This window comes from Streptomyces sp. NPDC006872 (assembly GCF_040635845.1).
In the GTDB taxonomy this organism is placed as follows: domain Bacteria; phylum Actinomycetota; class Actinomycetes; order Streptomycetales; family Streptomycetaceae; genus Streptomyces.
This window is the reverse complement of sequence record NZ_JBEYIL010000021.1, coordinates 32,445-57,397: the sequence shown is the minus strand read 5'-3', so window position 1 is coordinate 57,397 and position 24,953 is coordinate 32,445. Positions and strand designations below refer to the sequence as shown.

General features: G+C 69.7%; 20 protein-coding genes. 10 read left to right on the top strand and 10 right to left on the bottom strand.

The features are described from left to right. The first annotated feature begins 120 nt into the window (after window positions 1–120). The gene (locus tag ABZ725_RS42845; protein WP_358807786.1) at window positions 121–897 is read left to right on the top strand and encodes a hypothetical protein; all 777 of its coding nucleotides are present in this window, start codon (window positions 121–123) and stop codon (window positions 895–897) included. A gap of 1,311 nt (window positions 898–2,208) precedes the next feature. On the opposite strand, the gene ABZ725_RS42840 is transcribed toward ABZ725_RS42845, so the two are convergent. The 3 genes from ABZ725_RS42840 to ABZ725_RS42830 form a co-directional block, all read right to left on the bottom strand. Beyond that, window positions 2,209–3,438: a GNAT family N-acetyltransferase gene (locus ABZ725_RS42840; RefSeq protein ID WP_358807785.1), complete on the bottom strand. Its 1,230-nt coding sequence runs from the start codon at window positions 3,436–3,438 to the stop codon at window positions 2,209–2,211. Between the two features lie 544 nt (window positions 3,439–3,982). Next, window positions 3,983–4,579: a hypothetical protein gene (locus tag ABZ725_RS42835; protein ID WP_358807784.1), complete on the bottom strand. Its 597-nt coding sequence runs from the start codon at window positions 4,577–4,579 to the stop codon at window positions 3,983–3,985. A gap of 374 nt (window positions 4,580–4,953) precedes the next feature. Next, the gene (locus ABZ725_RS42830) at window positions 4,954–5,106 is read right to left on the bottom strand and encodes a hypothetical protein (RefSeq protein ID WP_358807783.1); all 153 of its coding nucleotides are present in this window, start codon (window positions 5,104–5,106) and stop codon (window positions 4,954–4,956) included. Between the two features lie 561 nt (window positions 5,107–5,667). Between ABZ725_RS42830 and ABZ725_RS42825 the strand changes: the two genes are divergently transcribed. The 6 genes from ABZ725_RS42825 to ABZ725_RS42800 all read left to right on the top strand — a co-directional run bounded on the left by ABZ725_RS42825 (window position 5,668) and on the right by ABZ725_RS42800 (window position 11,611). Continuing rightward, a complete protein-coding gene (locus tag ABZ725_RS42825; RefSeq protein ID WP_358807782.1) occupies window positions 5,668–6,930 on the top strand; it encodes a sensor histidine kinase in 1,263 nt (420 codons plus the stop codon). After that, entirely contained in the window at window positions 6,927–7,601 is a 675-nt protein-coding gene (locus ABZ725_RS42820) for a response regulator transcription factor (protein ID WP_358807781.1), read from the top strand. Before ABZ725_RS42825 ends, ABZ725_RS42820 begins: the two co-directional genes overlap by 4 nt. 236 nt (window positions 7,602–7,837) lie before the next feature. Then, entirely contained in the window at window positions 7,838–9,049 is a 1,212-nt protein-coding gene (locus ABZ725_RS42815; protein WP_358807780.1) for an alpha/beta hydrolase, read from the top strand. A 602-nt stretch (window positions 9,050–9,651) separates the two neighbouring features. Further along, on the top strand, window positions 9,652–10,269 hold the full coding sequence (locus tag ABZ725_RS42810) for a hypothetical protein (RefSeq protein WP_358807779.1): 618 nt from the start codon (window positions 9,652–9,654) through the stop codon (window positions 10,267–10,269). 256 nt (window positions 10,270–10,525) lie between these two features. Continuing rightward, complete coding sequence (locus ABZ725_RS42805) at window positions 10,526–11,239, top strand: AAA family ATPase (protein WP_358807778.1); 714 nt, start codon at window positions 10,526–10,528, stop codon at window positions 11,237–11,239. Window positions 11,240–11,485: 246 nt separating this feature from the next. Beyond that, window positions 11,486–11,611, top strand: a complete 126-nt coding sequence (locus ABZ725_RS42800) for a hypothetical protein (protein ID WP_358807777.1) — start codon at window positions 11,486–11,488, stop codon at window positions 11,609–11,611. Window positions 11,612–11,817: 206 nt separating this feature from the next. Here ABZ725_RS42800 and ABZ725_RS42795 read toward each other — a convergent pair whose 3' ends face one another. From ABZ725_RS42795 to ABZ725_RS42770, 6 genes are all read right to left on the bottom strand, one after another. Next, window positions 11,818–13,089, bottom strand: coding sequence for a methyltransferase domain-containing protein (locus tag ABZ725_RS42795; RefSeq protein ID WP_358807776.1), 1,272 nt, complete (start codon window positions 13,087–13,089; stop codon window positions 11,818–11,820). A 217-nt stretch (window positions 13,090–13,306) separates the two neighbouring features. Continuing rightward, entirely contained in the window at window positions 13,307–13,960 is a 654-nt protein-coding gene (locus tag ABZ725_RS42790) for a hypothetical protein (RefSeq protein ID WP_358807775.1), read from the bottom strand. Next, complete coding sequence (locus tag ABZ725_RS42785) at window positions 13,957–14,583, bottom strand: hypothetical protein (protein ID WP_358807774.1); 627 nt, start codon at window positions 14,581–14,583, stop codon at window positions 13,957–13,959. The genes ABZ725_RS42790 and ABZ725_RS42785 overlap by 4 nt, the downstream gene beginning before the upstream one ends. A 103-nt stretch (window positions 14,584–14,686) precedes the next feature. Next, entirely contained in the window at window positions 14,687–15,307 is a 621-nt protein-coding gene (locus ABZ725_RS42780) for a hypothetical protein (protein ID WP_358807773.1), read from the bottom strand. Window positions 15,308–15,547: 240 nt separating this feature from the next. Beyond that, a complete protein-coding gene (locus ABZ725_RS42775) occupies window positions 15,548–16,687 on the bottom strand; it encodes a lytic polysaccharide monooxygenase auxiliary activity family 9 protein (RefSeq protein WP_358807772.1) in 1,140 nt (379 codons plus the stop codon). Between the two features lie 945 nt (window positions 16,688–17,632). Next, window positions 17,633–18,037 carry a peptidase inhibitor family I36 protein gene (locus ABZ725_RS42770; RefSeq protein ID WP_358807771.1) on the bottom strand — a complete coding sequence of 135 codons (405 nt, stop codon included), beginning with the start codon at window positions 18,035–18,037 and terminating at the stop codon, window positions 17,633–17,635. Window positions 18,038–18,297: 260 nt separating this feature from the next. On the opposite strand from ABZ725_RS42770, the gene ABZ725_RS42765 reads away from it, so the two are divergent. Continuing rightward, a complete protein-coding gene (locus ABZ725_RS42765; RefSeq protein WP_358807770.1) occupies window positions 18,298–22,125 on the top strand; it encodes a helix-turn-helix domain-containing protein in 3,828 nt (1,275 codons plus the stop codon). Between the two features lie 57 nt (window positions 22,126–22,182). Here the strand turns inward: ABZ725_RS42765 and ABZ725_RS42760 are convergent, their stop codons facing one another. After that, window positions 22,183–23,088 carry a trypsin-like serine protease gene (locus ABZ725_RS42760; protein WP_358807769.1) on the bottom strand — a complete coding sequence of 302 codons (906 nt, stop codon included), beginning with the start codon at window positions 23,086–23,088 and terminating at the stop codon, window positions 22,183–22,185. Between the two features lie 350 nt (window positions 23,089–23,438). On the opposite strand from ABZ725_RS42760, the gene ABZ725_RS42755 reads away from it, so the two are divergent. Both ABZ725_RS42755 and ABZ725_RS42750 read left to right on the top strand, forming a co-directional pair. Continuing rightward, on the top strand, window positions 23,439–24,065 hold the full coding sequence (locus tag ABZ725_RS42755) for a class I SAM-dependent methyltransferase (RefSeq protein WP_358807898.1): 627 nt from the start codon (window positions 23,439–23,441) through the stop codon (window positions 24,063–24,065). A 694-nt stretch (window positions 24,066–24,759) separates the two neighbouring features. Then, window positions 24,760–24,915 carry a hypothetical protein gene (locus ABZ725_RS42750; RefSeq protein ID WP_358807768.1) on the top strand — a complete coding sequence of 52 codons (156 nt, stop codon included), beginning with the start codon at window positions 24,760–24,762 and terminating at the stop codon, window positions 24,913–24,915. The last annotated feature ends 38 nt before the right edge of the window (window positions 24,916–24,953 follow it).

The following is a 24,953-nucleotide window of genomic DNA, read 5'->3' as shown; positions in this document are numbered from 1 at the left end:
GCCATGCCCGGGAGGCCGGTGTGCTGTCTCTGGACGACGTCGACACGGAGCTTCCGTTCACCTGCTTTGGGGCTGTCTGCCGGTATTTTCGCGTTCGTCCGAAGGGAGGCGGGGAGGCCGGTGAAGACGACAGACGCGATCGTCTGGTTCACGCCCGCCCTGCGTACGCTCACAGCTGTCTTGGGCGCCGGCTCATTTGGTCTAGGGGCCTTTGCGGTCTTCGCGACGCAGAACGGCACCGGCGCGGCGGCGCTGATCGTGTTCGGGGGCGTCCTGCTTCTCCTCGCGCTGCTCGGCAGTGGCGTCGAGAGCCTTGAGTTCGGAGGGGCGACGCTCAGGATGCGGGCGGCCGCAGCGGAGAGGTTCGCATTGGCGGAGGAGTCCGAGCGCCAGGGCGACGTCGTCACGGCTCGCGAGCTGCGTGCACAGGCGAGGACCCTGCTGGACGCTGCGGGACCCATCGCCGCCGACTACAGCGCAGTGCGCGGCTCGATGGGCTCCGGCGCCCCACGTACCCGGGCCTTGGAAGGGGTGGTCGCCCGTGCGCGCCGCCTGGCACACGAACGTTCCTTCGAGCCGGCCGAGGTCTCGCGCTGGCTGCGGCACGGAACGGACGAAGAGCGCATCACCGCCTTGGCGATGATGCAGGCCAGCCCTGAACTGCGTGACTTCGAAGCTGTCCTTGCCGTCATCGCGCACCCGCGCAGCCCATTCGAGCAGTACCACGCGATGCGGCTCGCGTCGCACATGGTCGAGGCGCTCGACGCGGAGCAGGCCAGGAGGCTGGCTGAAGCAGTGAGGGCCCAGAGGGGCATTCGCTTCCGGAGAGACTCGGATCGCAGTCGGCTTCGCGAAGAGATCCTCCGGAAGCTGCGCGGACGCTCGCGGGAGCAGTGACACCGTGGTTCCCCGCGTCTGCTCGGCGTCCGGTCAGACGGGGGACTGTCCCCGCTCGAGCGGGGAGCAGACCCGCCTCAGCCCCGGATCCGCCTCGACCCGGGCCGTCTCCGGGCGGCGGCGGGCGGATCCTGCCGCCTGGGCGGGCGAGGGGCGCAGCGGTCGTCCCGTCGATACCCGTCGTCGGGCACTGTGTCCCGGTCGAATGTCCCCGGTCCAGGAGCCGCTCGGGCTTCTGGGCAGCACCACACCCGCGGGTACGGGGAACAGAGGCCGGCGGCGCTTTGTCCGTGCTGGTGCGGGGAACAGCCGCATGGGGGGAACAGCCGCACGGGCAGTCGGCGACCCACCGGTTGTGAGGTTGTCCCCGTGACGTTCGCGGTCGCTGTGACGGTCAGGCTGCCTGCCGAGGCGCGCGCCGTGTTGGGCCCGTAGGCGGTCGGGCTCTGGTCGACCCGCATCCGCATCGGCGTCCCGGTCAGGTGCTTGCCTGCCGCTGTCGGGCCGGCGGTGTAGGGGCCGGCGAGTGTCATGGTGTCGGCGGCCCGCTGGGCGAGGGCGGCCGGGCCGACGGCGGCCGCTGCGGGCGGCGGGGCTGCGAGCCATGGGTTGCGGACGACGGCGTTGAGGCTGTCGGGGCAGTGGCACGTTTGCTCCGGGCTGGTGTCCTTCCCGGTCCGGGGAGTCTGCCGGGGGTTGCGGTGAGAGCAGCTTGTGCGTGCATGTCCACGGACTGCCGCTGGTGCCGTTGCCGGCCTGGCCGGGGAGCGGGCGGTGGGTTTCGGCGTGGATGTGGACGGGCGGGGCTGTCCAGTCTCGGATCACTCGATGGCGGGAGGGCGCTCGGGCGCATTCGGCCCCAGCCCCTCGCCGTGGCGATCCGGGTGACAGACGGTGGAGGGAAATGACGCCGAACGAGTTCGACGTCGACCCACTTCGTCGACCCACTTCGTCGACCCACTTCGTCGGGTTGGAACGACCTTGATCGGAACAGACACCGTGCCCGGCGCCGGGCGTAACGCCCTCCGGAGCGCCTGCATCGACCGGGCGCTCCTGGCGAACGAAGCCACCGGGATCAGCAACAGCCACGTGCGAAGCAGGAAGGCTCTTCCGCACGAACCCGAGGGTGTGATGCCCCGGTTCTGGGGGGGGGGAGACCCGTGGGCTCGCGGTCGGTCCCGGTGTTCTGTCCCTGATCCACGGTGCAAGGCAGGCGACCCTCGGCGTACTTCCGTTGCTTCGTCTCCGGCCTGTTGGTCAGGCCGAACGGGTAGCCGGCGAACGAGGGTTGTGCTGGGTCTGCGGGCGCGGTCAGAACCAGTGCAGGCAGTGCGGGGGACGGTCGGCGCGGAAGAGTGCGTCGGCGAGGGCGGCTGCGCCTGGGCGGTGGGCTTGGATGTGTCCGGCACGCACGAGCGTGCTCGGGGCGGTGCCGCCGAGGTAGACGGAGCCCAGGTCGCGCACGTCCAGGGACAGGTCGGGGCTCCGGCCCGTGGGGACGCAGTCGGCCTTGCCGTCCCGGACGGTGAACAGATAGCGGGCGTGTTCGCCGAGGAACGGGTCGTCGACGTCGAGGACGAGCTCGCCGTCCGTGAACCAGCCGCGCGCGGTCAGCGCACGCGGGACGTCCAGCAGCCGCACCCAGAGCCAGTCCATGTCGCCGCTCACCTCGCCGGCGCGGAAGTCCGCCAACTGCCAGCGCAGCGGGTGTCCGGGCGGGACGTGCTTGAACACGACCTCAGAGACCAGGTCGTGCCCGAGTACGAACCGGGCCAGGGCCGTGAAGACGGCGTCGTCGGTGGCGATGGTCTCGTCGACCGTCAGGGCGCCTGACTCGATCGAGTAGCTGGCGTACCCGTCCGGGACGCCGTCGGAGTCCCGGTGGACGGCGATGTAGCGCGGCGCCGGCGAGATCGGGGGCTGCCCCGCGCGCAAGGCCCACCAGCGGTGCGGGCGGGACAGCGCGCCGGGCTGGGCGCGGCGATACCGGTCGTAGACCTCTTCCAGGATCTCGCCGCACTCGGCCCGACGCAGCACCTCTACCGAGCCGGTGTCCGAGCCGGCCGCCGGTGCGTCGGCCGCTGCGCGCGCCCGGGGGACGGCGAGGGCGGCCCGGTGGCGCGGCACCGTCAGCCGCGCCGTGTAGGTCGCCGGTCCGTAGCCGAACCTGCCGTAGATCGTCGCCTCGGAGGACAGCAGCACGGAGAGGAACTCCCCGCGGGCCCGCAGCTCGGCGAGCTGATGCCGCATCATCGCGCTGAGCACGCCCTGGCGCCGGTGCGAGGGCAGGACGCCGACCGCGGTCACCCCGGAGGCCGGGACGAAGGTCTCACCGGGCAGGGTGAGTTCGAAGGAGTGCGCGGCGGCAGTGCCGACAGGTCGCCCGTCCGCCGTCAGGGCGAGCAGGCAGCGGTCCGTTTCGAGCGCCGACCACCAGAGCCCGCCGCCGTCGATCGGGGTTTCCGGGAACTGCCCGAACGCGGCATGGACTGTGTCGACGAAGACGTCGAGATCCTTGTCGGTCGTGGGACGGATCTCCATAGCTGCTGCCTCCTCGGGATACCGGCGCCACGACTCGTGGTGTCCGGCCACAATGCAGCGTTGACCCGTGGCCAGGGCAAGCGAATTACGGCCGGGGCCGCGTCCGCATCGGCGGCCGCCGCCCCGTGTGGACGCCGACAGGCGAGAGGGGCCTCGCCCGCCATGCCGAAGGCCGGTCGGTCCGCGAGACCGCCGCCGCAGCCAAGGCGTCGGTCGTCGCCGGCCTGATCCTGCTGTGGCCTGCCTCGCCTTCAGCGCCGGCGGAGCCCACCTCGGATCAGATCAAAGCCTCCGCTCAAGCCCGCCTGGACGATTCTCTGAAGGCGGGGCACACCGCCAGGGAGAGCATCCGGGCCGTGGGCAAGACGCCTGACTCGTGATCGACTGGACGAAAGCCCCAACTGATGGGGCAGGGCGCGGGAGCCGCCTGCGGGCATCGCTAAAACCAGACAGTCCGCCTGTGAATGACGCGCGATGGCGGGACGGAACATCCCCGCGGGCGCGGGGAGCAGTCTGTTTGACCTGGCGCTCTACACGTCGTTTCTTATGGCTGCGGTGAGGACTGGGCGGCTTCAGGGAAGCCCAGTTCATCCAGCAGCGCGTCGAACAGCTCCTCCACGAAGGTCTCCCGTGCACGCAGCAGTTCCTCGATCCGAGACTGCTGCGATGCAGTCTGGACACCAGCCGCTGAAGCCCACACGAGAGCGCCTTCGGCGTCGGCCTGCACCTCCGTATCGAGCTCTGCGCGCTTATGCCTGATGGCCTCTTCGAACTCCGGGGTGGTTACCCACAAGCTCACGTCGTCCACGTCCTCGGGTTCCTCGACGAGGAGGGCTGCAGCGTTGTCCAGGTTGAGCCATGCCTGCCAGCGTCGGCCGTTGGTGTCCAGGCCGCTCACGAGGGCGACGCTGCTGTCGGAGACGTCGGCGACACAAGCTGGTGCTCCCGTCCTTTCGACCAAGGTGAACAGGTACTCGTCCTCCCAGATGCCTTGTTCCAATTGCAGGGTCTGCCAGCCGCCCGGTCGGGGCTGCCACTCATGCACGTCGTTCCTCAGCCCTGGATCGGTGCTGCCGAACAGAGGTGCTTCCAGCAGTGGGCGCTCGCTGCGTGCAAAAACCAGATGACCGGAAAAGCCCATCGAACCTCCTCGTCGAATACCGGCGCACCTTACGAGCTGCCACTGACACCACCGGTGTTGGCCGACTTTTGCTCCCGGCCGACTGGCTCACCGGATCAGTCGGCGGTAGCCGATGAGGGCTGCGGCTATGCCGACGAAGGCGAGGAAGTGTCGGTCCAGTGCGCGACGCTGGGACGTTGTGTCATCGAACTTGGTCGCCGCAGGTCAAGGCACCGCAACCGACCAACTTCGATGGCACCGGACACCCGGCGGCCAGGCCGTCCGTGACCCTGCGCGGCGGCGGCCGCCGTCCTGCGCCGGGCCCGAGCCGAGCGCACCCGTACCGCCAGGGTCGTCCCGCAGTCGGAGCGGACCGCGTGACTCGCGGAGCCAGATCAGGATGTCTGCGTTTCCGCGGTCGCGCCGTCCAGGGAGTCGAGGAGCTCACCAAAGGTGATCTTCTCTTCGTCGTACTCGAAGTTCATGGCGGCGGCGAGCACCGCCCACCTCTCGGTGCTGTGGCCGCAGTGGTCCAGCAGGATCTTCAATGCAACCCCGGGTTCGTGGCGGGAGAGGATCTCGTCGGCTGGGATCTGGCGCAGGTGTTCCAGGGTGTGGTGGCGAACCTGACGACAGCGCGGTAGACCTCGGAGCGGGAGAGGGTCTCATCGACTGCGGGGAGTGGAGCCAGGACTGCAGGACGGCCGCCGGGTCGGGGTGCTGGCTGAGTTCGTCGTCGCTGAGCGTGGCTGACGGCGCCAGGTACTCAAGACATCGTTGTGTCACCCTCCTCCCCCTGGAGAGCTACATCGGAAACGGCTCTCCAGCAGGATGCTGACCAGGATGTTCCTCCGTAGTTTCGATTCCGCATGAACATCTGGAGGCAAGTCTCATGGGCGGTCGGAAACCGATCTGCGCGGCCACACCGGGGTGTGCTGCCCGCTTGGCTACCGCGATTGCGTGTTTTCCGCCGGCAGCCGCCGCGGGGCCGTACCTGCCTGCTCCGGCACCGCTGTCTGCCATGGAGGGAGTGCTGAGGCACAGTGCCCATACGGCGCCCGCAGTTCGGGGACCTCAACAGAGTCGTCGCGATGTCCGATAATGATCATGTGTCCCAGAAGACCTCCCCTACGGCGGGCCGCCCGATGCCCACCGCTGCGGCCAACGTGGCTGGTGGCCTTCGCCGGGTGCGTGCGGACCTTTTCACCGTCCGAGCCCGTCCTATGCCGCCGCTGGCCTGGCCCCGCTGGCTGCGCTGGCTGCCCCACACTCTGGTGTGCCTGGCAGCTGCCTTGGCAGCCACCGCGACGGACACGACCACTCCTGTACCGGCATTCGCGCACGCGGCCATGCTGGTGGTCGCACTGCGGTGGCCGGCGCCCGCCTGGTGGCTGTCGATGGCGGTGCTCACGGTCACCACGCTGGAGTATCCGCCCGCCCTCAACAGTCAGCTCTATGCGTGGATGGTGCACGCCGGCGTGCTCTTCCTCCTCACACTGCGGGTGCGGTTGCTCTCCTCGATCACAGCGGCGCTACTCAGCGCCCTGCTGGCGGTGATCCTGAAGCTGTCCGGCCATGCCGTGGAGTCATGGAACGTGATCATCGTCTCCGCCATACTGTTCCTGCTTGCCGTCCTGGTCGGCAGCGTGGCCCGAGGTCGCCGCCAGGACCATGCACGCCTCACCGAGCAGATCGCCGCCACCGCCCAGGAGCGGGCGCTGCGCACGGTCCTGGAAGAGCGCACCCGGATCGCCCGCGAGCTGCACGACGTCGTCGCCCACCACATGTCGCTGATCTCCATCAAGGCCGACGCCGCGCCCTACCGGGTGCAGGACCCGCCATCGGAGCTGGTCACCGAGCTGGCCTCGATCCGTGCCACCGCGCTGGAGGGGCTGGCGGAACTGAGTCACCTGCTCGGCCTGCTCCGTTCGGACGGCGACGACAGCACCACCCCCCAACCCTCCCTCGCGCAACTCGACGCTCTCCTCGCGAGCGTGCGCGCCGCCGGTCTGGACGCCACTGTCCGGATCGAAGGCACTGTCCGCCCGTTGTCGCCGGGGGTAGGGCTGTCGGCCTACCGCATCGTTCAGGAAGCCCTCAGCAACGTTCTGCGCCATGCCCCCGGCGCTGAGACAAACATCGAACTCACCTACGCGCGCGACGCGCTGCACCTGCGGGTCCTCAACGCTCAGGCCGAACCCCCGGCCGGCCCTTCGCCGGGTTCCGGGCACGGTCTCACCGGCATGCGGGAGCGCGCAGCGATGTTCGGCGGCGATCTCGTCACCGGCCCCACCCCCGGCGGCGGCTACGAGGTCACCGCCACCCTGCCCGACCCCATCTCGCCCGCCACCGGCAAGGAGCCCCGCAAGTGACCATCCGCGTCATCGTCGCCGACGACCAGGCCATGGTTCGGGAAGCCTTCACCATCCTCCTTGGCGCCCAGCCCGACATCGAAGTCATCGCCACCGCCGAGAACGGCACTCAAGCCGTCGAGCAGGCCGGGGAACTGACACCCGACGTGATCGTGATGGACATCCGGATGCCGGACATGGACGGCATCGAGGCCACCCGTCGGATCACCTCCCACGCCGGTACCCCCGCGAAGATCCTGATCCTGACCACCTTCAACCTCGACGAATACGTGTACGAGGCGCTACGCGCCGGGGCTTCCGGGTTCCTCCTCAAGAGCGCCTCCGGGGTCCAGCTCGCGGAAGCCGTACGCGTGCTGGCCCAAGGCGAAGCCCTTCTCGCCCCGGAGATCACCAAACGGCTCATCGCGGAGTTCTCCCGTGTGAGCCCCGCCGCCAAGAGGCCGACCGGGGTGCGCATCGACGCCCTCACCGACCGCGAGACCGAAGTCCTCACGCACGTGGCCCAGGGCCTGTCCAACGCCGAAATCGCCCGGAAACTGGTTGTAGCCGAAGAGACGGTCAAGACACACTTTGGTCGCGTCCTGCGCAAACTGCAGCTCCGCGACCGCACCCAGGCCGCCATTTTCGCCTACGAAACCGGCCTGATCACCCCCGGCAGCGCAGCCCGCTGAAGACGGCGCCCCGCTACCGACGTAGTCGCGGGACCCTCGGCTCCGACACCCCGCCGCCGCGACCGAGGCCCAACCTGCACGGCGGCCCTCCACCTGCACCGTGTAGCACCGGAGAGCTACGCAGCACGTTGGCTCCGGCGGGGGACGCGGAGTCGCGACCCGGGAAGCCAGTCTCGTGGTGTACCGAGCGGAGGCACGATCCGCCTCCCATACCTCAGTCTCCGAGGAGCACCACCATGTTCACCAGCCGACGCCCGGCAACGTCACCAGCAGCCGCCCTTCCCGGCAAGGTGCGGAGAAACCTGCGCGTCGTGGTCGCCGTGATCGCCTCCGTCATGGCCTTCCTGACCGCCACGATCATGCTGGGAGCCTACTTTCCGGCCATCCCGAAAGCCGGAGTGATCGGTGCGGTCCTCGGCGGCCAGTACCCCTTCCACATGGCCATCCTCGCCCTGGCCGACACCCTCCTGGGAATCACGGCCTGGCGCAGCGGGCTGCTGCGCTGGGGCCGCGTCCTCACCACGGTCACCACACTGTCCATGGTGGCCGCGCTGACCATCGGCGGCATCCAGTTCAGCGCCGCGCAGCAGGCGGGCGCGACGGCCTCCTTCGGCGAGGTGTTCAGCCAGATCGCCTACCCCGATACCCACCCGGATACGACCCAGGTGTACGCCACCCGCGACAGCCAGACCCTCAAAGCGGACCTGTACCTGCCCAGACACAGCCGGAACACCACGGCGCCGGCGATCCTCCTCGCCCACGGCGGCGGCTTCCACACTTTCGACAAGAGCGACCTGCGCGGTACCGGACGCTGGCTGGCCGACCACGGTGTGGCCACCATCGCCGTCGACTACAGCCTGGCCGCCCCCGGCCGGCCCACCTGGAACACCGCCCCCCAGGACCTGCTGTCCGCTCTGCGCTGGATACAGGACCACGCCGACAAGTACGGAATCGACACCTCCCGCATCTCCATGGGCGGCATGTCGGCCGGCGGCACCCTCGCCATGAACACCGCCTACCGCCTCCAGAACGGCACCATCCGCGCCGCCGAAGGTCCCACCCCCACACCTCCGGCCTCCGTCGTCGGCTTCTACCCCGGCACAGACGTCACTCAGATGTGGAAGGCGGACGTCTCCGGCAGCCGCGAGGCCGCGGAACTCTTCACTGGCGGCACCCCCGTCCAATACCCCCAGCGCTACCGCGAGGTCTCCCCGACCACCGAAATCCGCAAGGGACTGCAACGCACGCTGCTCGTCGTCGGCGACCGCGACCGCAGCGCCCGCCCCGAAACCATCAAGAGCTTCGCCGCATCGCTCCGAGCCGACGACGTGGACACCACGTTCAAGGAACTGCCCTTCGCCGAGCACGCCTTCGACGACGCCTACGGCAGCCTCACCTCACAGACCAGCCGCCAGATCCTCCTCGACTTCCTCACCAAGGGCACCTGACACGACGCCTCTTCGGTGGAGCGTTGCGGCCATGGCGTCCTCGTGTGCGGGGCGAGCGGCGTCCTTCACGTGCCGGCGTCCGACACCGCGGACTTCCTCGGGCCCCCTCCGGTCGGCGAGTTGTACGGGATCCGGCGGGCGCAGGCCGAGACGCTTCGTGCCCTGGGGGTGCAGACGATCGGGGAGCCGGCGGTGCTGCAGGGTGCCACGGTGGTGCGGATCCTGGGACGGCCGGGCCGCACGCTGCAGGGACGCGTGCAGAGAGTGGACCATCGGATGGTCGTGCCGGGCTGCGCGGCGGTGACCGTCAGTGCCCGGTCCGAATTCGCGTGGATGTTCTCGACGGCTTCGAGGTCCGGTCCGCGGCTCCGCGGCTGGCCCCGGAGCTCAGGGCCCGGCTGCGGTCGTGTGAGCAGGCGGTGTTTTTCCGCGGCAGGTGCGCGAGGTGTCCCAGCACCAGGTGCCGCATTCGGCGACGAGGTTCGACCCGGGCGAACCTGCCCGCGATGCGGTCCATCAGGCCCTCGAAAGCTTCCTGCCAGTGGGGCAGCGTCTACGCTGTGCCCTGCGGCCACCGAGTGATCGTTTGTCTTCACACGCCGATGACCAACGGCGGCCGCATCTATGAGTGCCAGCAGGATGGGACGCTCGTCGAAGGAGAGGCAGTGCTGGGATTGCTGGGCTTCTACGACGAACTGGACGACCGCTCCAACCCGAACGGATCGATACGCGATGCCGTCCGGCCCGTCGGCGAGTCGGATGAGGCGGCACTGGTGGCCTACTTGGACGTTGGCCACGTCCTCATCGACGTCATGGAAGCTGGACACGACGCCATCACCGGGAGCGCCCACCGGCACTCTCCGGGGTGCTCGTCACTGGTGACCGACGGCACCTGGCTCTGGCGCCAGGACTTCCCGCACTACGTGGAAACCCACCATGTTTCGCTGCCGGACGCGTTCATCGAACATGTCCGCAGCCTGAACTATCAGGTGCCCACCATCACCGTCGCGGAGTTCGCTCCGCACTACGACGAGACCATGCCCCTGGTCGGCTGGGCCTCGGCTGTGCCGTGGCGATCGACTGCGACCACGCTCGTACCTGAACCACGAGCAGTGACCAGCAAGGCTCAGTTCGAGGCGGCGGCGCCGGCCCAGGACCGGAACCGGCCACTCGGCAGCTGGGGCAGACCGCGCAAGCCTCGCAAGCCGCGGAGAACGTAGGCGCCACCAGCACAAGAGCGATCTACAGCTGGAGTATTGGTTGGCAAGCCGGACCATCGTCGTGGCCGCTCGACACAGTTGACGGATTCTGCCGACTCGAGCGTGCAGAGTTCGGCTTGGAGGCGTTGCGGGCACCGCCTCGCAACGCATGGGAACGGCTGCGTGACTGATCGGAGCCCGGGCGGAAACGAACGCGAGGTCTGACGCCGGCTACACGGTGCACGTACGCTGTCCGAGTCCAGGCGACACTGGTTGCGTGATTGTCGAACGCGCGTATGTCCATCTCTCCTCGTACGACGAGGAAGCCTGGCCTTGGTCGGTGCCCTGCGTCCGACAGCTGCTCGACGAAGGGCTGCGGTTCACCGCACCGGTGACCTTTCTGGTCGGTGAGAACGGCTCGGGGAAGTCGACCCTGGTCGAGGCGTTGGCGGAGGGGTTCGGCCTGGACTCCTACGGCGGCTCCCACGACTGGCGCTACGCCTCCCCGCGCGGCAGGTCGACCCTCGGCGAGCGTATGAAATTCGACGCCGCCTCGGGGCGCGGGCGCCGTATGGCCACCAGCTGGTCAGCCCGCAAGGGCTTCTTCCTGCGTGCCGAGACCGCGCGAGACGCCCTGGGCAGGGAGGGGTTCTCGCCGGACTGTGTCAGCCATGGTGAGGGCTTTCTCGCGGCGTTCCGCGGGAAGTTCCTTCACGCCGGGCTCTATGTTCTCGACGAGCCGGAGGCCGCGCTCTCCTTCTCTTCGTGCCTCGAGCTGATCGGGCACATCGACCGGTTGGCCAAGGAGGGCGGCCAGGTCATCTGTGCCACGCACTCCCCGTTGCTGACCGCGCTGCCGGGCGCGGACATCATCGAGGTCGGCGAGCACGGTATGCGGAGGGTCGCCTGGCGGGAGCTCGGCGTCGTGGATCACTGGCGCCGCTATCTCGCCGACCCGCACACCTATCTGCGGCACATCGTCGAACCATAGGCGGGTCCCCCTCAGCCCTTGTCACATGGGCGATGCAGAAGACCAGGTTCTCGGCGTTTGCCGACAGACGTGCTGATGTGCCAACTGTGCTGCGTCGTCACATCCGTTCGCCAACGAGCCTTGCTGCTTCCGCGCCGGAGTCCTTCCGCAAGTTGATTGTTTAGCGTCCTTTCCGGGCGTGAGTGACCGCTGCCGGCGGCACCCTCGCGTCCCACGCACACCTGCGTACGAAGGGCGTTGGACGGCATGGCGCAGACGAAGTTCGACCGGCAGGTTGAGGAGACCGCCGAAGCTGTCATGTTCGGCATTGGCCGGTTCCTGGGCGGCCGGGACATGGACGGGGTGAAGCGGACCGACGCCACGTGCGGATAGAACGTCAGGCCACGGAATCGCTGCAGCCCTCGTCAGCTGGCTCTGCAAGTGATCGACCGGACAACGCGCCGCCGGTCGGCGGCGGAGCCAGGGAGCACAACGACCTGCGCGGGGCAACGGAGCACAACGATCCGCGCGGGGCAGCGGATGCGGCGGTTCGGCCGCTCGGTAGGGTTGCATCCGCCAGCCGGTGGCTTGGGACAGTCCTACGTGCGATCCAAGCGGCCGAGCACCTCAGCGACGCCGGCAACGGCCGGTCCGCCGGGTGAAGGTGCCGGCGGGGCTGAAGTCGGTGAGGGCCTGTCGGAGGTCGCGTTCGAAGGCGTCCTTGTGGTCGCCGAGTTGGGCGGGGCTGGAGTAGCTGTAGGAGAACTGCAGGCCGATGACCGCGTCCAGGGTGCGGGTGACGGCGTGCGGTCCCAGCGAGCGGTCTCGACGTTGGAGAACGGGGAGCGGGCCAGCACGTCCTGGTGGCGTTCCTTGGGGTGGGAGTGGGTGCCGGAGCCGGCCCGGCGCTCGGGCCCGAGGTAGTGGGTGCGGACGTCGGCGATGACCTGGAGCCAGGTGGCGGGCTCGATGTCTCCGGGGGCGCCGCCGGAGGCGAGGACCACGGCCCCGTTCGCTTCGACGAGTTGGTCGAGGTCGCGAAGGGTCTGGTCGCCGTCCATCCAGTGGAAGGCGGCGCCCATCACGGTGAGCCGCACCGGTTCCAGGCCCATGGTGGGCAGGATGGCGGAGTCGCCCTGGCACCAGTCGATGTTGGTGATTCCGCGGTCTGCCGCCGGCTTGCGGCCCTCTTCGAGCATGCCGGGCTCGGGGGCGATGGCGGTGACGCGGCCGACGAGCCTGGCGAGGGGGAGGGCGAGGATGCCGGTGCCCAGGCCCAGGACGCGTTGAGTGCCGTCCAGGGCGAAGCGCGCGGCCAGCATGTCGTAGAGGGCCGGGTCGTAGCCGGGCCGGAAGCGGGCGTAGTGGGGGGTGGAGGGGCGGCTGGGCTCCCGGTAGCCGACGACGTGGAACCGGCTGGTCTCGCCGCGGGCGGCCAGCAGCGCGCGGACGGTGCCAGGGTGGGCGGGGACGGCGATCAGGACGGGGGTATCGGTGCCGAACAGGCGGGTGAAAGTCCGCTCATCAAGAGCGTAGGGCCAGTGCGGGGCCGGACCGAGGGCCGAGAGGTCGTTGACATGCAGACAGCGGATCTTGATCTCGGGATGCGACCGGCGAAGCAGCGTGACTGCGGCGGTCAACCCGCGGGCCGGGATGTCCGCGGCCGAGGAGAGGATGAGGTGCGGTTGGCCGCGGTGGCTCAGGTGGGGCCAGACGGCGGCGCCGTCGGTGAGCTCGTCGCGGAACGGGTCCGGAGGGAACGAGGGACCGGGGTGTTTGTCGGTGATCAGGAAGTTGACGCGGTCGTGGCCGGCCAGCATCACCGCGAGGACGGCGGCCCGCATCGCGTCCGCCGGGGTGTAGACGTGCACGAAGCCGTCCTCCGGTCCATTCGGAAGAGCCGAGGAACGGTGTGCCGTGCCGGTCAGGCGGACGCGGGCCCGTAGCTGACGGGGGTGGCAGGGCAGTCCCCGGCAAGGCCGAGAAGGGCCTGGCGCTCGGCCTCGTCGGCGGCGAGGTCCCAGCGCGGGTTCGCCGTGGTTGACGGGATCTGGCTTCCCGAGCGTTCGCCGTGCCGCATCCAACTGGCTAGCGCGCGGGCCAGTGTGGGTTCGGCGTGCCGTCATCGCTCATGTGCGCCCGTTGCCAGATCTCGTTCCAGCCGTACGGGATCTCCGGCACGAGCCGGTGTCGCTGCCCGCACGGACATGGCATCGGGGCCCACGCGCACCCACGGCACAGCTCGACCCAGCCGTGCCCGGTCGAGTTCGGCTCCAGCGGTCCCCTGTCCCCGCAGGCCGGGCAGCCGGGGAGATCGACGCCGTCCAGAATCGCGTTCTGTCGCCGGACGTACTCGGACAGTCGCAGCGACGGGTGGCGAAACGGGTCTTCGTACCAGGCGCGGTCCGGACCCTCCCACCTGCTGCGCAGCCACCACGGTCGCGGGTTCGCCACAGCCCGCCGTCCGGCCCGCTTCTCCGCCCGGCGCTGCGCGGAGTACTCCTGCGCCCGCGCGAGCCACAGCACCCGCGCCTCATGCAGTTCCTCCACCGCCCGCAGTAGCGCGTCCGGATCCGCCTCCAGGTGCCGGGGGATCGCGGCGCTGAGCGTGAGGTGGTGGTACGTCGCCCGGAAGCCGTAGGGCGCGAAGAGGGTGATGCAGGTCCGCAGCGCGCTGTGCCGGCGGCGGAGGGGGAGGCGGGCGTCGTGCACGCGCGCTCGGTGGGTCAGGAAGCTGGTCATTGTGCGGGCCCCAGGCCCAGTGCCCGGGCCAGGGCGGCGGTGACGGCGGCGGCGTGTGCCGGCAGGTGTTGTCCGGCCCAGGTTCCGGCGAGGCTGAGGAAGTCCCGCAAGTCCTGCTCGGCACCGGTGACGAGCGTGCGTACCTGGTCTACCGGCAGCTCGATCACCGGGCTGCCGTCCTTCGCGTGGGCGTCGAGAGTCAGCCGGACGGTGTCGCCGACGCGTTCGGCCACCGAGGACGGGTCGTGGCCGAAGCAGGAGCAGCCGGTGCCGTCGAGCACCTCCAGCCAGTCCCGCCAGGTCTCCAGGCCGCTGCAGCAGCCCGGCTCCACGAAGACGGTGTCGGTGGCGTTGTCGGTCACCCGGAACCCGCCGGCGGCGAACAGGTCGGGCATGGTGAGCAGCCCGTGCAGGAACGTGCCGAGCGGGTCGGTCGGACACGGCCCGTGCTCCTCCTCCGGCTCGAAGTCGTTGCAGTCGGCGATCCGCATCACCGCCGTGCCGACCTCCGCCGGAGTCAGCTCCCCGTCCAGAACGAGATAGCCGTACGACTCCTGCTCGCCAACCGGCCAGAGCGCGAAGTCGTCGGCAGCGAAGATCTCCAGAACGGGTTGCATCACCATCACACGGGGATAATGCCGGACCCACTGCCACACCGCCACGGGCTTTAGCTGCGGCATCGCGGCCGGCAGCAGGACGGCGCTACGCAGGCGGCGGGCGGTCACGTCAACGGGATCGCGTGGCAGGGGCCGGCGTGCTCGTTGGCCTTCTCCCGGATGTTCGACAGGCAGTCCTCTTCCGGGAACCGTGAGGTGTCCTTGCAGCCGAGGCAGGCCCAGTGTCAAGCAGGCTGAGGGTGGGCGTGGTGCGACCACGCAGTTGCTTCGTCGTAGGTGGTTTGTTGGAAGGCGAGGGCGTCCAGGTCGGGTTCGGCCTCGAGCAGTCCGCGAGCCGGGTGCAGCCGGGCAGTGCCCGGACGGTCTGGCGGTGTTCGCGCAGCGCGCTGGTGAGGGCGCCGGTGACCTGGCCGACGGTCGAGCCGATGGTCCCGGGCAGCATGAGCGCCTGGGCGACGTCGGCGAGCGCGGACTGCATCTGTTGCGGCAGCGCCTGGCCGAAGCGGGAGCCGAGTCCCGCGCGGCGCAGGTACTCCTCCAGCGGTTCGCCGGGGTGGGTGGCCTCCCAGTAGCGGCGCAGCGCCAGATCGAAGGCGGGCAGCGGACGCCCGGCCCTGGTGAGGGCCGCACGGATGGTCAGCACGATCTGTTCGAAGTGGGTGCCGGCGGAGCGGGCGAGGTCGATGCGTACGGGCAGGAACCGTCGGCCGGCCAGCCCGCGGCGCCCCACTGGGAGGGGCGGCGTCCGGCGTCGGCGAGCGCTGCCTCCAGCGTCCGGGACACGGGCGTCTTGCCGATGCCGCCCACGCCGGGGGTGTCACTGTGTGCGGCCCGCCCCGGCGTGGCGCCGGGGCGGGGTCCGGGAGTGAGAGTGTGAGCGTGATCGAGTCCGGTTTCAGGCCAGCTGGTTCCCGCTCGTCACGGTATGCCCGCGGTGCCGAAGCCGGGCAGAGCGCGGCTCCCCGTCAGATCATTCGAAAACGACGTCCGAGACGGACACGAAGAACTCACCGGTCATCTGCTGCTCCTGGTCGACGTGGTCGCAGCACCTTTCTGGGTTGCCGGTGGTGCAGACGCCGCCGTGCCCGCCCCAGATGTTCACGATCGCGTGGCGGCCCCTCTTGCGTTCGGCCAGCGCCGCCGTGGTCCATGCCTGTTCGGGGTCGCGGCCGTGGACGACCACCATGAACGGAGTCGGCTCCAGGTCGGCCCAGGACAGCGGGGCTGAGGCGTTCCAGCCGTCCCTGGTGACGAAGAACTGGTACGTCCACGTCGGTCCGACGTGGTTGGCGGTGTGCTCGTAGGAGAAGGTGAGGTCCTGGGCGCCGGCGTCGAGGGCGGTGGTGGGCCAGTCACCCGCAAGGTCCAGGCCGGCGAAGCGGGGGTTGCCCGCGGAGGCCACCTTGCCGTCGTTGCTGCCGGTGCTGAACTTCCGGTACTCGAGGTAGTGGCCGTGCCGGTTCCACGGGTAGTCCGCGCACATCCGCTCCTTGCCGGGGACGACTTCCGACCACCAGACGTCCGGAGCGCAGGCCGCACGGACCTGGTCGCAGAAGGCGCTCGTGCAGGCGTGGCCCCCGCCGCCTTCCGCGGACTTCAGGGCGAGCAGGGAGCGGCCCGGCGGGTCGGCCATGTTGCCGTGCATGGGCTGCGCGACGTCCCCGCTGCGGTCGTCGGACACCGCGACGGGGATCGGCTGGTACGGGTCGTCGGACCGGCCGGGCACGGTGCACTCCTCGGAGAGCGGGCTCCAGCTGCCGTCGCCGCGCCGGGCCCGGATGCTGACCCGGTAGGTGTCGTCCGGATCGGTTCCCAGAGTGACCCAGTGGTTGGCGGCGAGCTTCCAGCCGCCCCACCAGGTCGGCCAGTCCAGATAGAGGGTCTGGGCGGGCTGTCCGTTGAGCCACACCTCGTACTCGTGCGGGTACGGAGCCCGGCCGTCGTCCCAGTCCGGCGGGGTGGTGTCACCGCCGGAGTTGCCTCCGGTGGTCCATCGCAGGGAGATGCCGTGGAGGATCTCGGAGCCGTCGGTCCGGTAGGTCGTGGTGGCCGTGAGGTCCTTCGGGTCGTAGTAGTCGCCGTTGACGGGAGTGCTGGAGTTGGGGGTCACCCGCAATCACCTCGGTCTTTCAGGGCAGCGAAAAGCTGGCAGGGGACGGAAGGGTGCTCTCCAGTCCCTCACCCCCGGCTGCCTGAAGCCACCCGGACTAGCCCCAACGGGTGACGTTTCAGTCGGGCAGAAGAAGGCCCGTCGCACAGGCCACGGGCCTGCCCAGGCAGGTGCCACCCCGGGGCTGCGCCGCAGAGCGACGAGGGTCCCGAAGGACAATGGCCCCTTCCCGACGTGATCGGCGTTCAAGGAGGTTGCCGTCCCGTTCCGTGTGCACCGGGGCTGCCACCTTGCCGGGTAGGCGGCGCCCTCCGGAGCTCGTGCCCAACCCGCGCGAGCGTCGTCGGCTCGTGCTGGAGCACCGCGGCGCCGAGGCCGACATGCGGGATGGGACGGCCACCCGCAAACACGCTGGCACCGCTCGCACCCCGCCGGTCCCCAGGCACACCGTCCCTGCTCCCGCGTCAGCCCGACGGGCGGGAGCGTTTCACAGGCGGTCGCTCGTGCAACACCCCGCCGTGCGGCGGTCGGCGTCGCCGGCGGGCGACTGGACACCTACGGCCCGGGGGCACGCCCGGTGAGCATGTGTTCAGCAAGAGCGTGCTCGGGCACGCCGAGGTGGAGGCTACGCGTGATGGGCGTGGGTGCAGCCGCGCTCTGCCGAACCTCGGTCAGGCGTCGAACTCGTCGATGGCCGTGTGCAATCGATATTCGAGGTCGCTGACCCATCGCTGGGCCCACCGTCTCAGGCCCGAGATCTCTTCCGGAGACAGGTCGTACGCCTCGAACTCCTCAACGTCGATGTCCTGGCGGAGTGGTCCGGGATTACTTGCCGGGGTTGAAGCCGGCGGGTGTCCCTCCGGGAACCGTTCGGAGGAGAAGCTCGGTTACCGGAGGGACGAGCGCGCCGGGTGGACAGGAGTTACCTCTCAGCGCGCGGTCGGTTCAGCAGTCCCAGGAGACCTGGTCCAGCCGGTTGTCGCTGTTGCGCCCGCTGGGGAAACGGCTCAGGTCGGGCACCCAGGTGTTGGGGTTGAGGGTGAACATACGGGGGACCTGGTTGCCCTCGTCGAACAGGGTCGGGCGGTTGCCGGTCCGGTTGTAGATCGAGGATGCCTTGTCGATGGCCGACAGCCAGCGGTACTCGCCGCAGAACAGCGGCACCTCCCACCGTGTACCGGTGTAGTTATTGCCGTCCCAGAGGCAGAGCATTCCGACCTTGCAGTCTGCCCGGCCGGTGGGAGCCGCTTCCGCTGCCGGTACCTGAGCGGCGAGCGGTGCCACGAGGCCCGCCACGAGCGCGGCGGTGGCCAGCAGCCGGCGGGGGGTGAGGGTCTTGGAGCGCGTCACGTTGTCCTCCCATGTTGAGTGACCACGGCCCGGTGCCGTGATCGTGCGTCGGGCGGTGGTGCCCGTCGTGATCGATGTTTCGGCGGCACGGTCCAGGGGCGGAAGGGGTTGCCGGTTTCCTGCTCGTCCGGGTACCTGGAAACCGTGTCTGAGCTGGTTCGATTCCGCTCCCGGAGGTCACGCCCCGGCGAGGCGTCACCGCTGGTTCAGTGGGTCGTTGATCGCGACGGGAGTTCCGAGAGCGCTGGCGGGAGGCGGGCATGGGGCAGTCGGGCGAGGACGGCGGCATCACTTTCGGATCGGAGTTGCGGCGTAGGCGCACCGCCGAGGGTCTGTCGCTCGGGGCGCTGGCCGAGAGATTGAGGACAAGCAAGGGGTATCTGAGTCGTCTGGAAAATGATCTTCAGCGCCCCAGTGAGCCGTTCGCCCGCGCTGTGGACGAGGCGCTGAAAGCGGGCGGCGCGCTACTCGCCCGGGTAGCCGGACCGGGTACGGGGGTGTGCCCGTACCCGGGATTGACATCCTTCAAGGAGCGGGATGCGGGCTGGTTTTTCGGCCGGGAACGGGCCATTGCCGATCTGGTGGGGTTGCTGGCCGATCCGAGCGCAGCCGGGCACCTGGCGGTGCTGGTCGGCCCATCCGGGATCGGCAAGTCCTCCCTCCTGCGTGCCGGACTTGCGGCCGCGGTCGCCCGCGGAGCCCTGCCGACGCGGCAGCCCGGCACCCCGGAGACGCTGTACCTGACCCCGACCGCGCATCCGGTGGACGAACTGCGTGGCCACAACTCCAGACAGTCGCTGGAGTCTCGCGCGTTGGTGATCGTGGACCAGTTCGAGGAGTTGTTCACGCTGTGCGCGGTCGAGACCGAGCGCGCGGCCTACATCCGAGAGTTGTGCGCCTACGCCGCCGACGGGCTGCCCGTGGCCATCGGCCTGCGCGCCGACTTCTACGGACACTGCCTTGCTCACCCGCCCCTGGTCGCCGCACTGCGCCGACGTTCCCTGCCCCTCGGTCCCATGACAACCTCGGAACTGCGGCAGGCGATCACCGAACCGGCCACTGCCGTGGGGCTGAGCCTGGAACCAGGCCTGGTTGAAGTCCTCCTGCGCGACCTCGCCGTCACGGATGACTCCGGGCCAGGTCATGCGGGCACGCTGCCGCTGCTGTCTCACACTCTGCGTGCCACATGGCAGCACCGCACTGGCGACAAGCTCACGGTCGCGGGGTACAAGCTCACGGGCGGCGTCCAGCGGGCAGTCGCCGCGACGGCCGAACGCGTCTACGAAGCGCTGGACCCGCAGCGGCGGAGCGCGGCCCGTGCGGTCCTGCTGAGCCTGGTCAGGGTCGGCGAGGGAGAGGACGACACCCGCAAACGGGTCAAACGCGATGAACTTGATGAACTGGGTGAATCGGTCGGTGCGGTAAAGCGCGAGGGTTGCGCGGGATCAGATCCGTCTGAAGCGCTCGAGTCGACCACCCACAGGGCGCGACAGGACATTGCCACAGTGGTCGAGGAGTTCACCCAGGCCCGACTGCTGACCGCCGACGCCGACCACGTGGAGATCAGTCACGAGGCCCTGCTCCGAGCCTGGCCCCGTCTGCGCCAGTGGGTCGATGACGACCGTGACGAACTGCGTGTCATGCAGCAGTTGGCGGACACAGCCCGCGACTGGGAGCAGGCCGGGCGAGATCCGCACCTGCTGTATCAGGGGGTGCGTCTGGCCGCCGCCCAGGAACTCGCCACGCGTCGTGCGCTCGGCTCAACAGAAGGCGGGTTTCTGCGTTCCTCGGAAGAGCGGCAGGACGCTCAGGCCCGCGCGGAACGCGTCACGATCCGGAAACTTCGTGCCCTGACCGGCGCTCTGACCGTGCTGGCTCTCCTGGTCGCGGGACTTGCCGGATTCGCCCTCGAACAAAAGGGCGAGGCCATGCACAACGCGACTCAGGCCCGCCGACAGGCAGATGAAGTCGGCTCGACCCAGCTTGCCCTGGCTGCAGCGGAGGCACGTGCCCAGGGCCGGCCCGAGACGGCCGACCTGCTGGCCGCCGAGGCATACCGGCTGGGCCACGGAGTGCGCGCCCGCAGCGCACTGCTGAGCACCCAGGCCGAGTTCCTGGCCCATCGCCGGACACCGCCGCGCGGATCAGCTCCCCGAAGGGGGCAAGCTGTGTCCGCAGACGGCCGAACACTCGCAACGTACGACACCGCCGGGCGTGTGGAGCTGTGGCGCCTGCCCGGCCGGCAGCCGATCCGCACGCTGGACACCGGCCTGGACACCATTGACCGGCTGGCGATCGCCGCCGACGGACGCGCCGTCGCCGCTGCGTCCGAAGGGGAGAGCCAGATCTGGCTGTGGGAGCAGGACGGAGCCGGGGACAGAGGGACAGGCCGGGGCATCGGACGCCGCCTGCCCACGCCATCGCCCTACCCGGTTGCGTCCCTGGCCTTTCGCCCCCATGGCCGTACCCTCGCTGTCGCCGACGGCGGTGCCGAGGTCTTTCTGATCGAACTGGACCACCCGGACAACATCACACTGAGAGCGTCCGATGGGCCGGGCACGAGGGTGTGGGCCGTGGCATACAGCCCCGACGGCGCACTCCTCGCCACCGCGGGCCTGGGCCACGCGCCTCGCGACCGCGAGGTTCGTCTGTGGGACACCGACTCCTACAAACAGCTCGGCGCGTGCCGGATCCAGGGCTGGGAACTGGACTTCGTCAATGTGCTCGCACTGGCCTTCGCGCCGGACGGCCGCAGCCTGGGAGCAGTCGGCGACGATCAGCTTGCCGCCGTGTGGAACGACCTGCGGACGAGCCCCGAGGGGACCAGTTGCCAACCGGCAAGGCCCCTCGCCACTCCCGTGGTGGGCAGCGCCATGTCGTCCGTGGCGTTCAGCGGCGACGGCACCCTCCTCGCCACTACTGGCGAGGATCTCCACGTACGTCTGTGGAGCGTGCGCCACGCGAAATTCCTGATCTCCCTCGCCGGACACCGTGACCTGGTGCGGGGCATCGCCTTCACGGACCGCGACCGTACGCTGCTCAGTACCTCTGCTGACGGCACCACCGCTGTCTGGGATCTCACCCGGGGCTTCCTGCCTGGCGCGGACGGTAGCCCGCAGCACTCAGTCAGCTGGCTGCCCGACGGCCGCACGCTCGTGGCCAGCGCGGACGAAACACCAAGGATGTTCGACACCGAACGAAGAATCAGGACCGGAGTGTTCAAAGGGCACCGCCTCGGTGTGTTCCGCACGGCGGTCAGCGGCGACGGCCGGACGTTGGCGACCAGCAGTAACGACAGCACCGTTCGGCTGTGGAACACCGCCACCAACAAGGAAAGCAAAAGGTTCACCACCGTGCGTGACGTCTGCGGACTCGCCCTCAGCCGCAGCGGACGCGTTCTCGCGGCCGGAATCGGCCTCGGCCATCTCTCCCTTTGGATCAGGGGACCGGAACGCGGCAGTGCCTGGCGCACGGTCTTGAAGGACTTCCCGATCGGTACTCGTAACCCTTGCGCCCTGGCCATCAGCCCGGACGAGCGCGTCCTCGCTCTGGGTGCCGACGACGGGACGGTCCGGCTGCTCGACCTCACTCACCCCGCCCCAGGCGCCGACCAGTTCACCGACTTGGGGGCGCACGGCGATTCTGTACGCGGCATCGCCTTCCACCCCGACGGACATACCGTCGCCACCGCCGGGGCCGACAAGCAGGTCAAGCTGTGGGACGTCGCGCGCCGAAAGCCCGCCCGGGCCCCGCTCGTCGACTTTCCCGAACAAGTCAGCGGGGTAGCCTTCAACCGCCGGGGCACCCTGCTGGCCACCATCGGCCTTGACGGCGTCATCCGCCTCTGGAGCACCCGCACCTGGCAGCTGCACGCAGCGCTCACGGGCCACCAGCAGAACGGCGACGCCGTCGCCTTCCACCCTCGCGACAACATCCTGGCCAGCGTCTCCAACGACGGCACAATCCGCCTCTGGGACCTGAACGAGCAGCGTGTGCGCCGCACAGTATGCGCCCGGGACCTCAAGTCCGGTCGCACCGACTGGAAGCGCTACGCGCCGCACATCCAGCCGCCGACGGAGTGCGGCTGACGGAGAGACCAGGTACACACCCCAGCTCGCTGCTCCGGCCGGCCGGAGCCCCGGCGCTCAGCCGCGCTGGGCGGCGTCGTAGAGGGCCCGCGCGGTCTTGTCGAGCGTCGGCCCGTACATCGGGGTGCCGCCGTCGCCCTTGCCGTGGCTGTTGACCGAGACCACGGTGCCCTTGCCGGTGGCGGAGTTGAAGCCGGCGAGCCAGGGACCGCCGCTCGCGCCGCCGCCGAGGTCGCACGGGACGCGCTGCTCGCCCTCGGGGGCGCGCTGAGAGGTACCGGCGCAGTACAGCAGTTCCTCGCCCCGCTGGGGAGAGGTCGCCGGATAGCCGAAGGCGGTGACCCGTTCACCGGCCGGACGGCCGAAGGCGATGTTCTGCGCCCCCACTGCGTCGGTGAGCCGCTTCCCGTACGCCGGGGTGGCGACGACCATCGCCGCAATGTCATTGACGGTGTCCTCGGCCCAGGAGCGCGGTGTCATGGTCGCCTTTACGGCATAGCGGCCGTACGGGGCCTTGCCCTTGGCGTAGCCGGGGACGAAGACAATGTCGCTGTAGGTGTTGACGGGCGAGGAGCCGAGGCGCGCGCAGTGCGCGGCGGTCATGATCACTGAACGGTTTTCGCTGGTGACGGCGCTGGCCGTGCACCAGGTGTCCTGCCCCCTTGAATCGACGAAGAAGAGCCGGCCGATGCTGGAGATGGCTTTGCCGGTCCAGGGCTTGCTGAGCGGTCCGGTCGGCCCCAGGTCGACGGCGCGGCTGACCTGCTTCATGCGCGCGGGCGTCCAGTACGAGAGGGCGGCGGCCCGTTCCGCCGCCGTGTAGGTGACCGTACTGACCTGCCCAGTTCCGGCGGCGGCCGCCGCGGGGAGGGCCGGGGTCGCCAGGGGGCCGGCCAGGGCCAGCAGGGCGGTGGCGAGACCGGGGACGGTTCGGCGCGTGCCTCGGGACGGGCTGGGAGACAAGGGGTGTCCTCGCAGATGATCGGGATCGGGCTGTCACCGGGAAGGATGCGATTCCGGCGAGCGGCGTGCATCCGCCGCCTGATCTTTCGTGGCAACGGCCATCCCGTCCAGGTGATGTTCTTGCAGAATTGCCCTGGCCGAGGCGTCTGTTCACCTGCCATCTGGTGACCCAGGTGCAGGGCCTGGCTGGCCTGGGGCACCTGAACCTGGGCTGCACCCCGTGGGGGCGGGCGTGAGCGAGCAGGTGTTGCCGCGTAGATCTGGCTAGGGTCGTGCTGCTCACCGCGGTGTGCGCGGTGAGGAAGGCGATGGCACCGCCCTCGTCCTGTCTACCGGAAGGCACGCAGACCATGAACAGCCAAGGCGACCGCTGGGCGGAACTGACAGGTGGACAAGCCGGAGAGGAGTACGCCCGGCGGTTTGCGCGGCTCGCTGAATCAGGCCACGACATCCACGGCGAGGCCGCCTTCTGCGACGCGCTGCTGAATCCTGCCGCCCGAATCCTCGATGCCGGGTGCGGCACCGGACGGATTGCGATCCGACTCGCCGAGCTGGGTCACCTCTGCACGGGCGTGGACGTCGACCGCTCCATGCTCGCCGTCGCCCGCCGCGACGCCCCCACGCAAGAATGGCTCCACGGTGACCTGGCACACCTGGACAGCCTCAGTCTGGAACCCGGCTTCGACCTGGCGCTCGCCGCCGGGAACGTCATCCCCTTGCTGGCCCCCGGTACCGAACCAGCTGTTGTGCGGCAACTTGCCGCCGTACTGCGCCCCGGCGGACTGCTGATCACCGGCATGGGACTGGACGCGGAACACCTGCCCCTGCCGGAACCGACAGTGACGCTGACGGAGTTCGACCACTGGTGCACGAAGGCCGGACTGACGCTGCGGCAGCGCTTCGCTACCTGGGCGGGCGACCCTTACCGTCCAGGCGGCGGCTACTCCGTCAGCGTGCATACCCGCCCCACCGCCTGAACCCGATACCGTCCTTCGCCGGCCTCGCCCCTGGGCGCATCACGTTGGCTGAAGCGACGGTACGCAGCGGGACGCTCGGCGCGAGCTACCCCCGCGGGTGCGGGACGACGGTTGAGCGGCGATGGCGGCCCGGCCGGCGACCGGACGACCCTCGCAGCCCCACAGCAGGCCATCGCCACCGACTGGCCCACGGCCCTGGCCACCCTCCACCTCACCTGAAGGGGCGGCTGTCGGACTGCCGCGTCGAACAGCCTGGGCTTCCCCGGTAGGCCCGCGGCAGTCGTCAGTACGCGAAAGCCCCGGCTGGACGGGGGAGACCAGCCGGGGCCGTAAGGCGGTGACAGGCGGAGGGCGGTCGCCTCTCGGCGGAAGGCTCCATGGGGCTTCAGCCGGACGATCGTCCCCATGGGCTATAGGTGAGGCCCGGGGACACTGTCCCCTCCGCCAGCCACGTATAGGTGAACGGTCAACTGTCTCGGGTTGTTCCCGCGCAGTCCCGACGGCCGGTGTGAGCTGACGAACATCCCCTGCTGGAGGCCTCAGCCGAGAAAGTCGGCGACCAGAGCGAACTCGGCATGGAGGCACGGCAGCGAGCGGCGCGGACGGCTCCGTACCGCGCGATCCCGATGTGCGGGTCATTCGGCTCGCTGTGCCCTCGCCGCGTCCGTCGGATCCGGCGGGGGAGGCGAAGCGGGTGTACCACCATCGGTGGCCGGTGCGGATGCACAAGGTCAGGCAGTGGTATCCCAGCCTCCAGGAGCACCGGGTGATCTGGCGCGGCCCGTACATCAAGGGGCCCGCCGGCGCCCCGCTGATGATGGGGGAGAAGGCCTTCCTTGTGGACCCGTAGCTCCTTGGGCAAATCGGCGGCTCCCTGCGCGAGCTTGG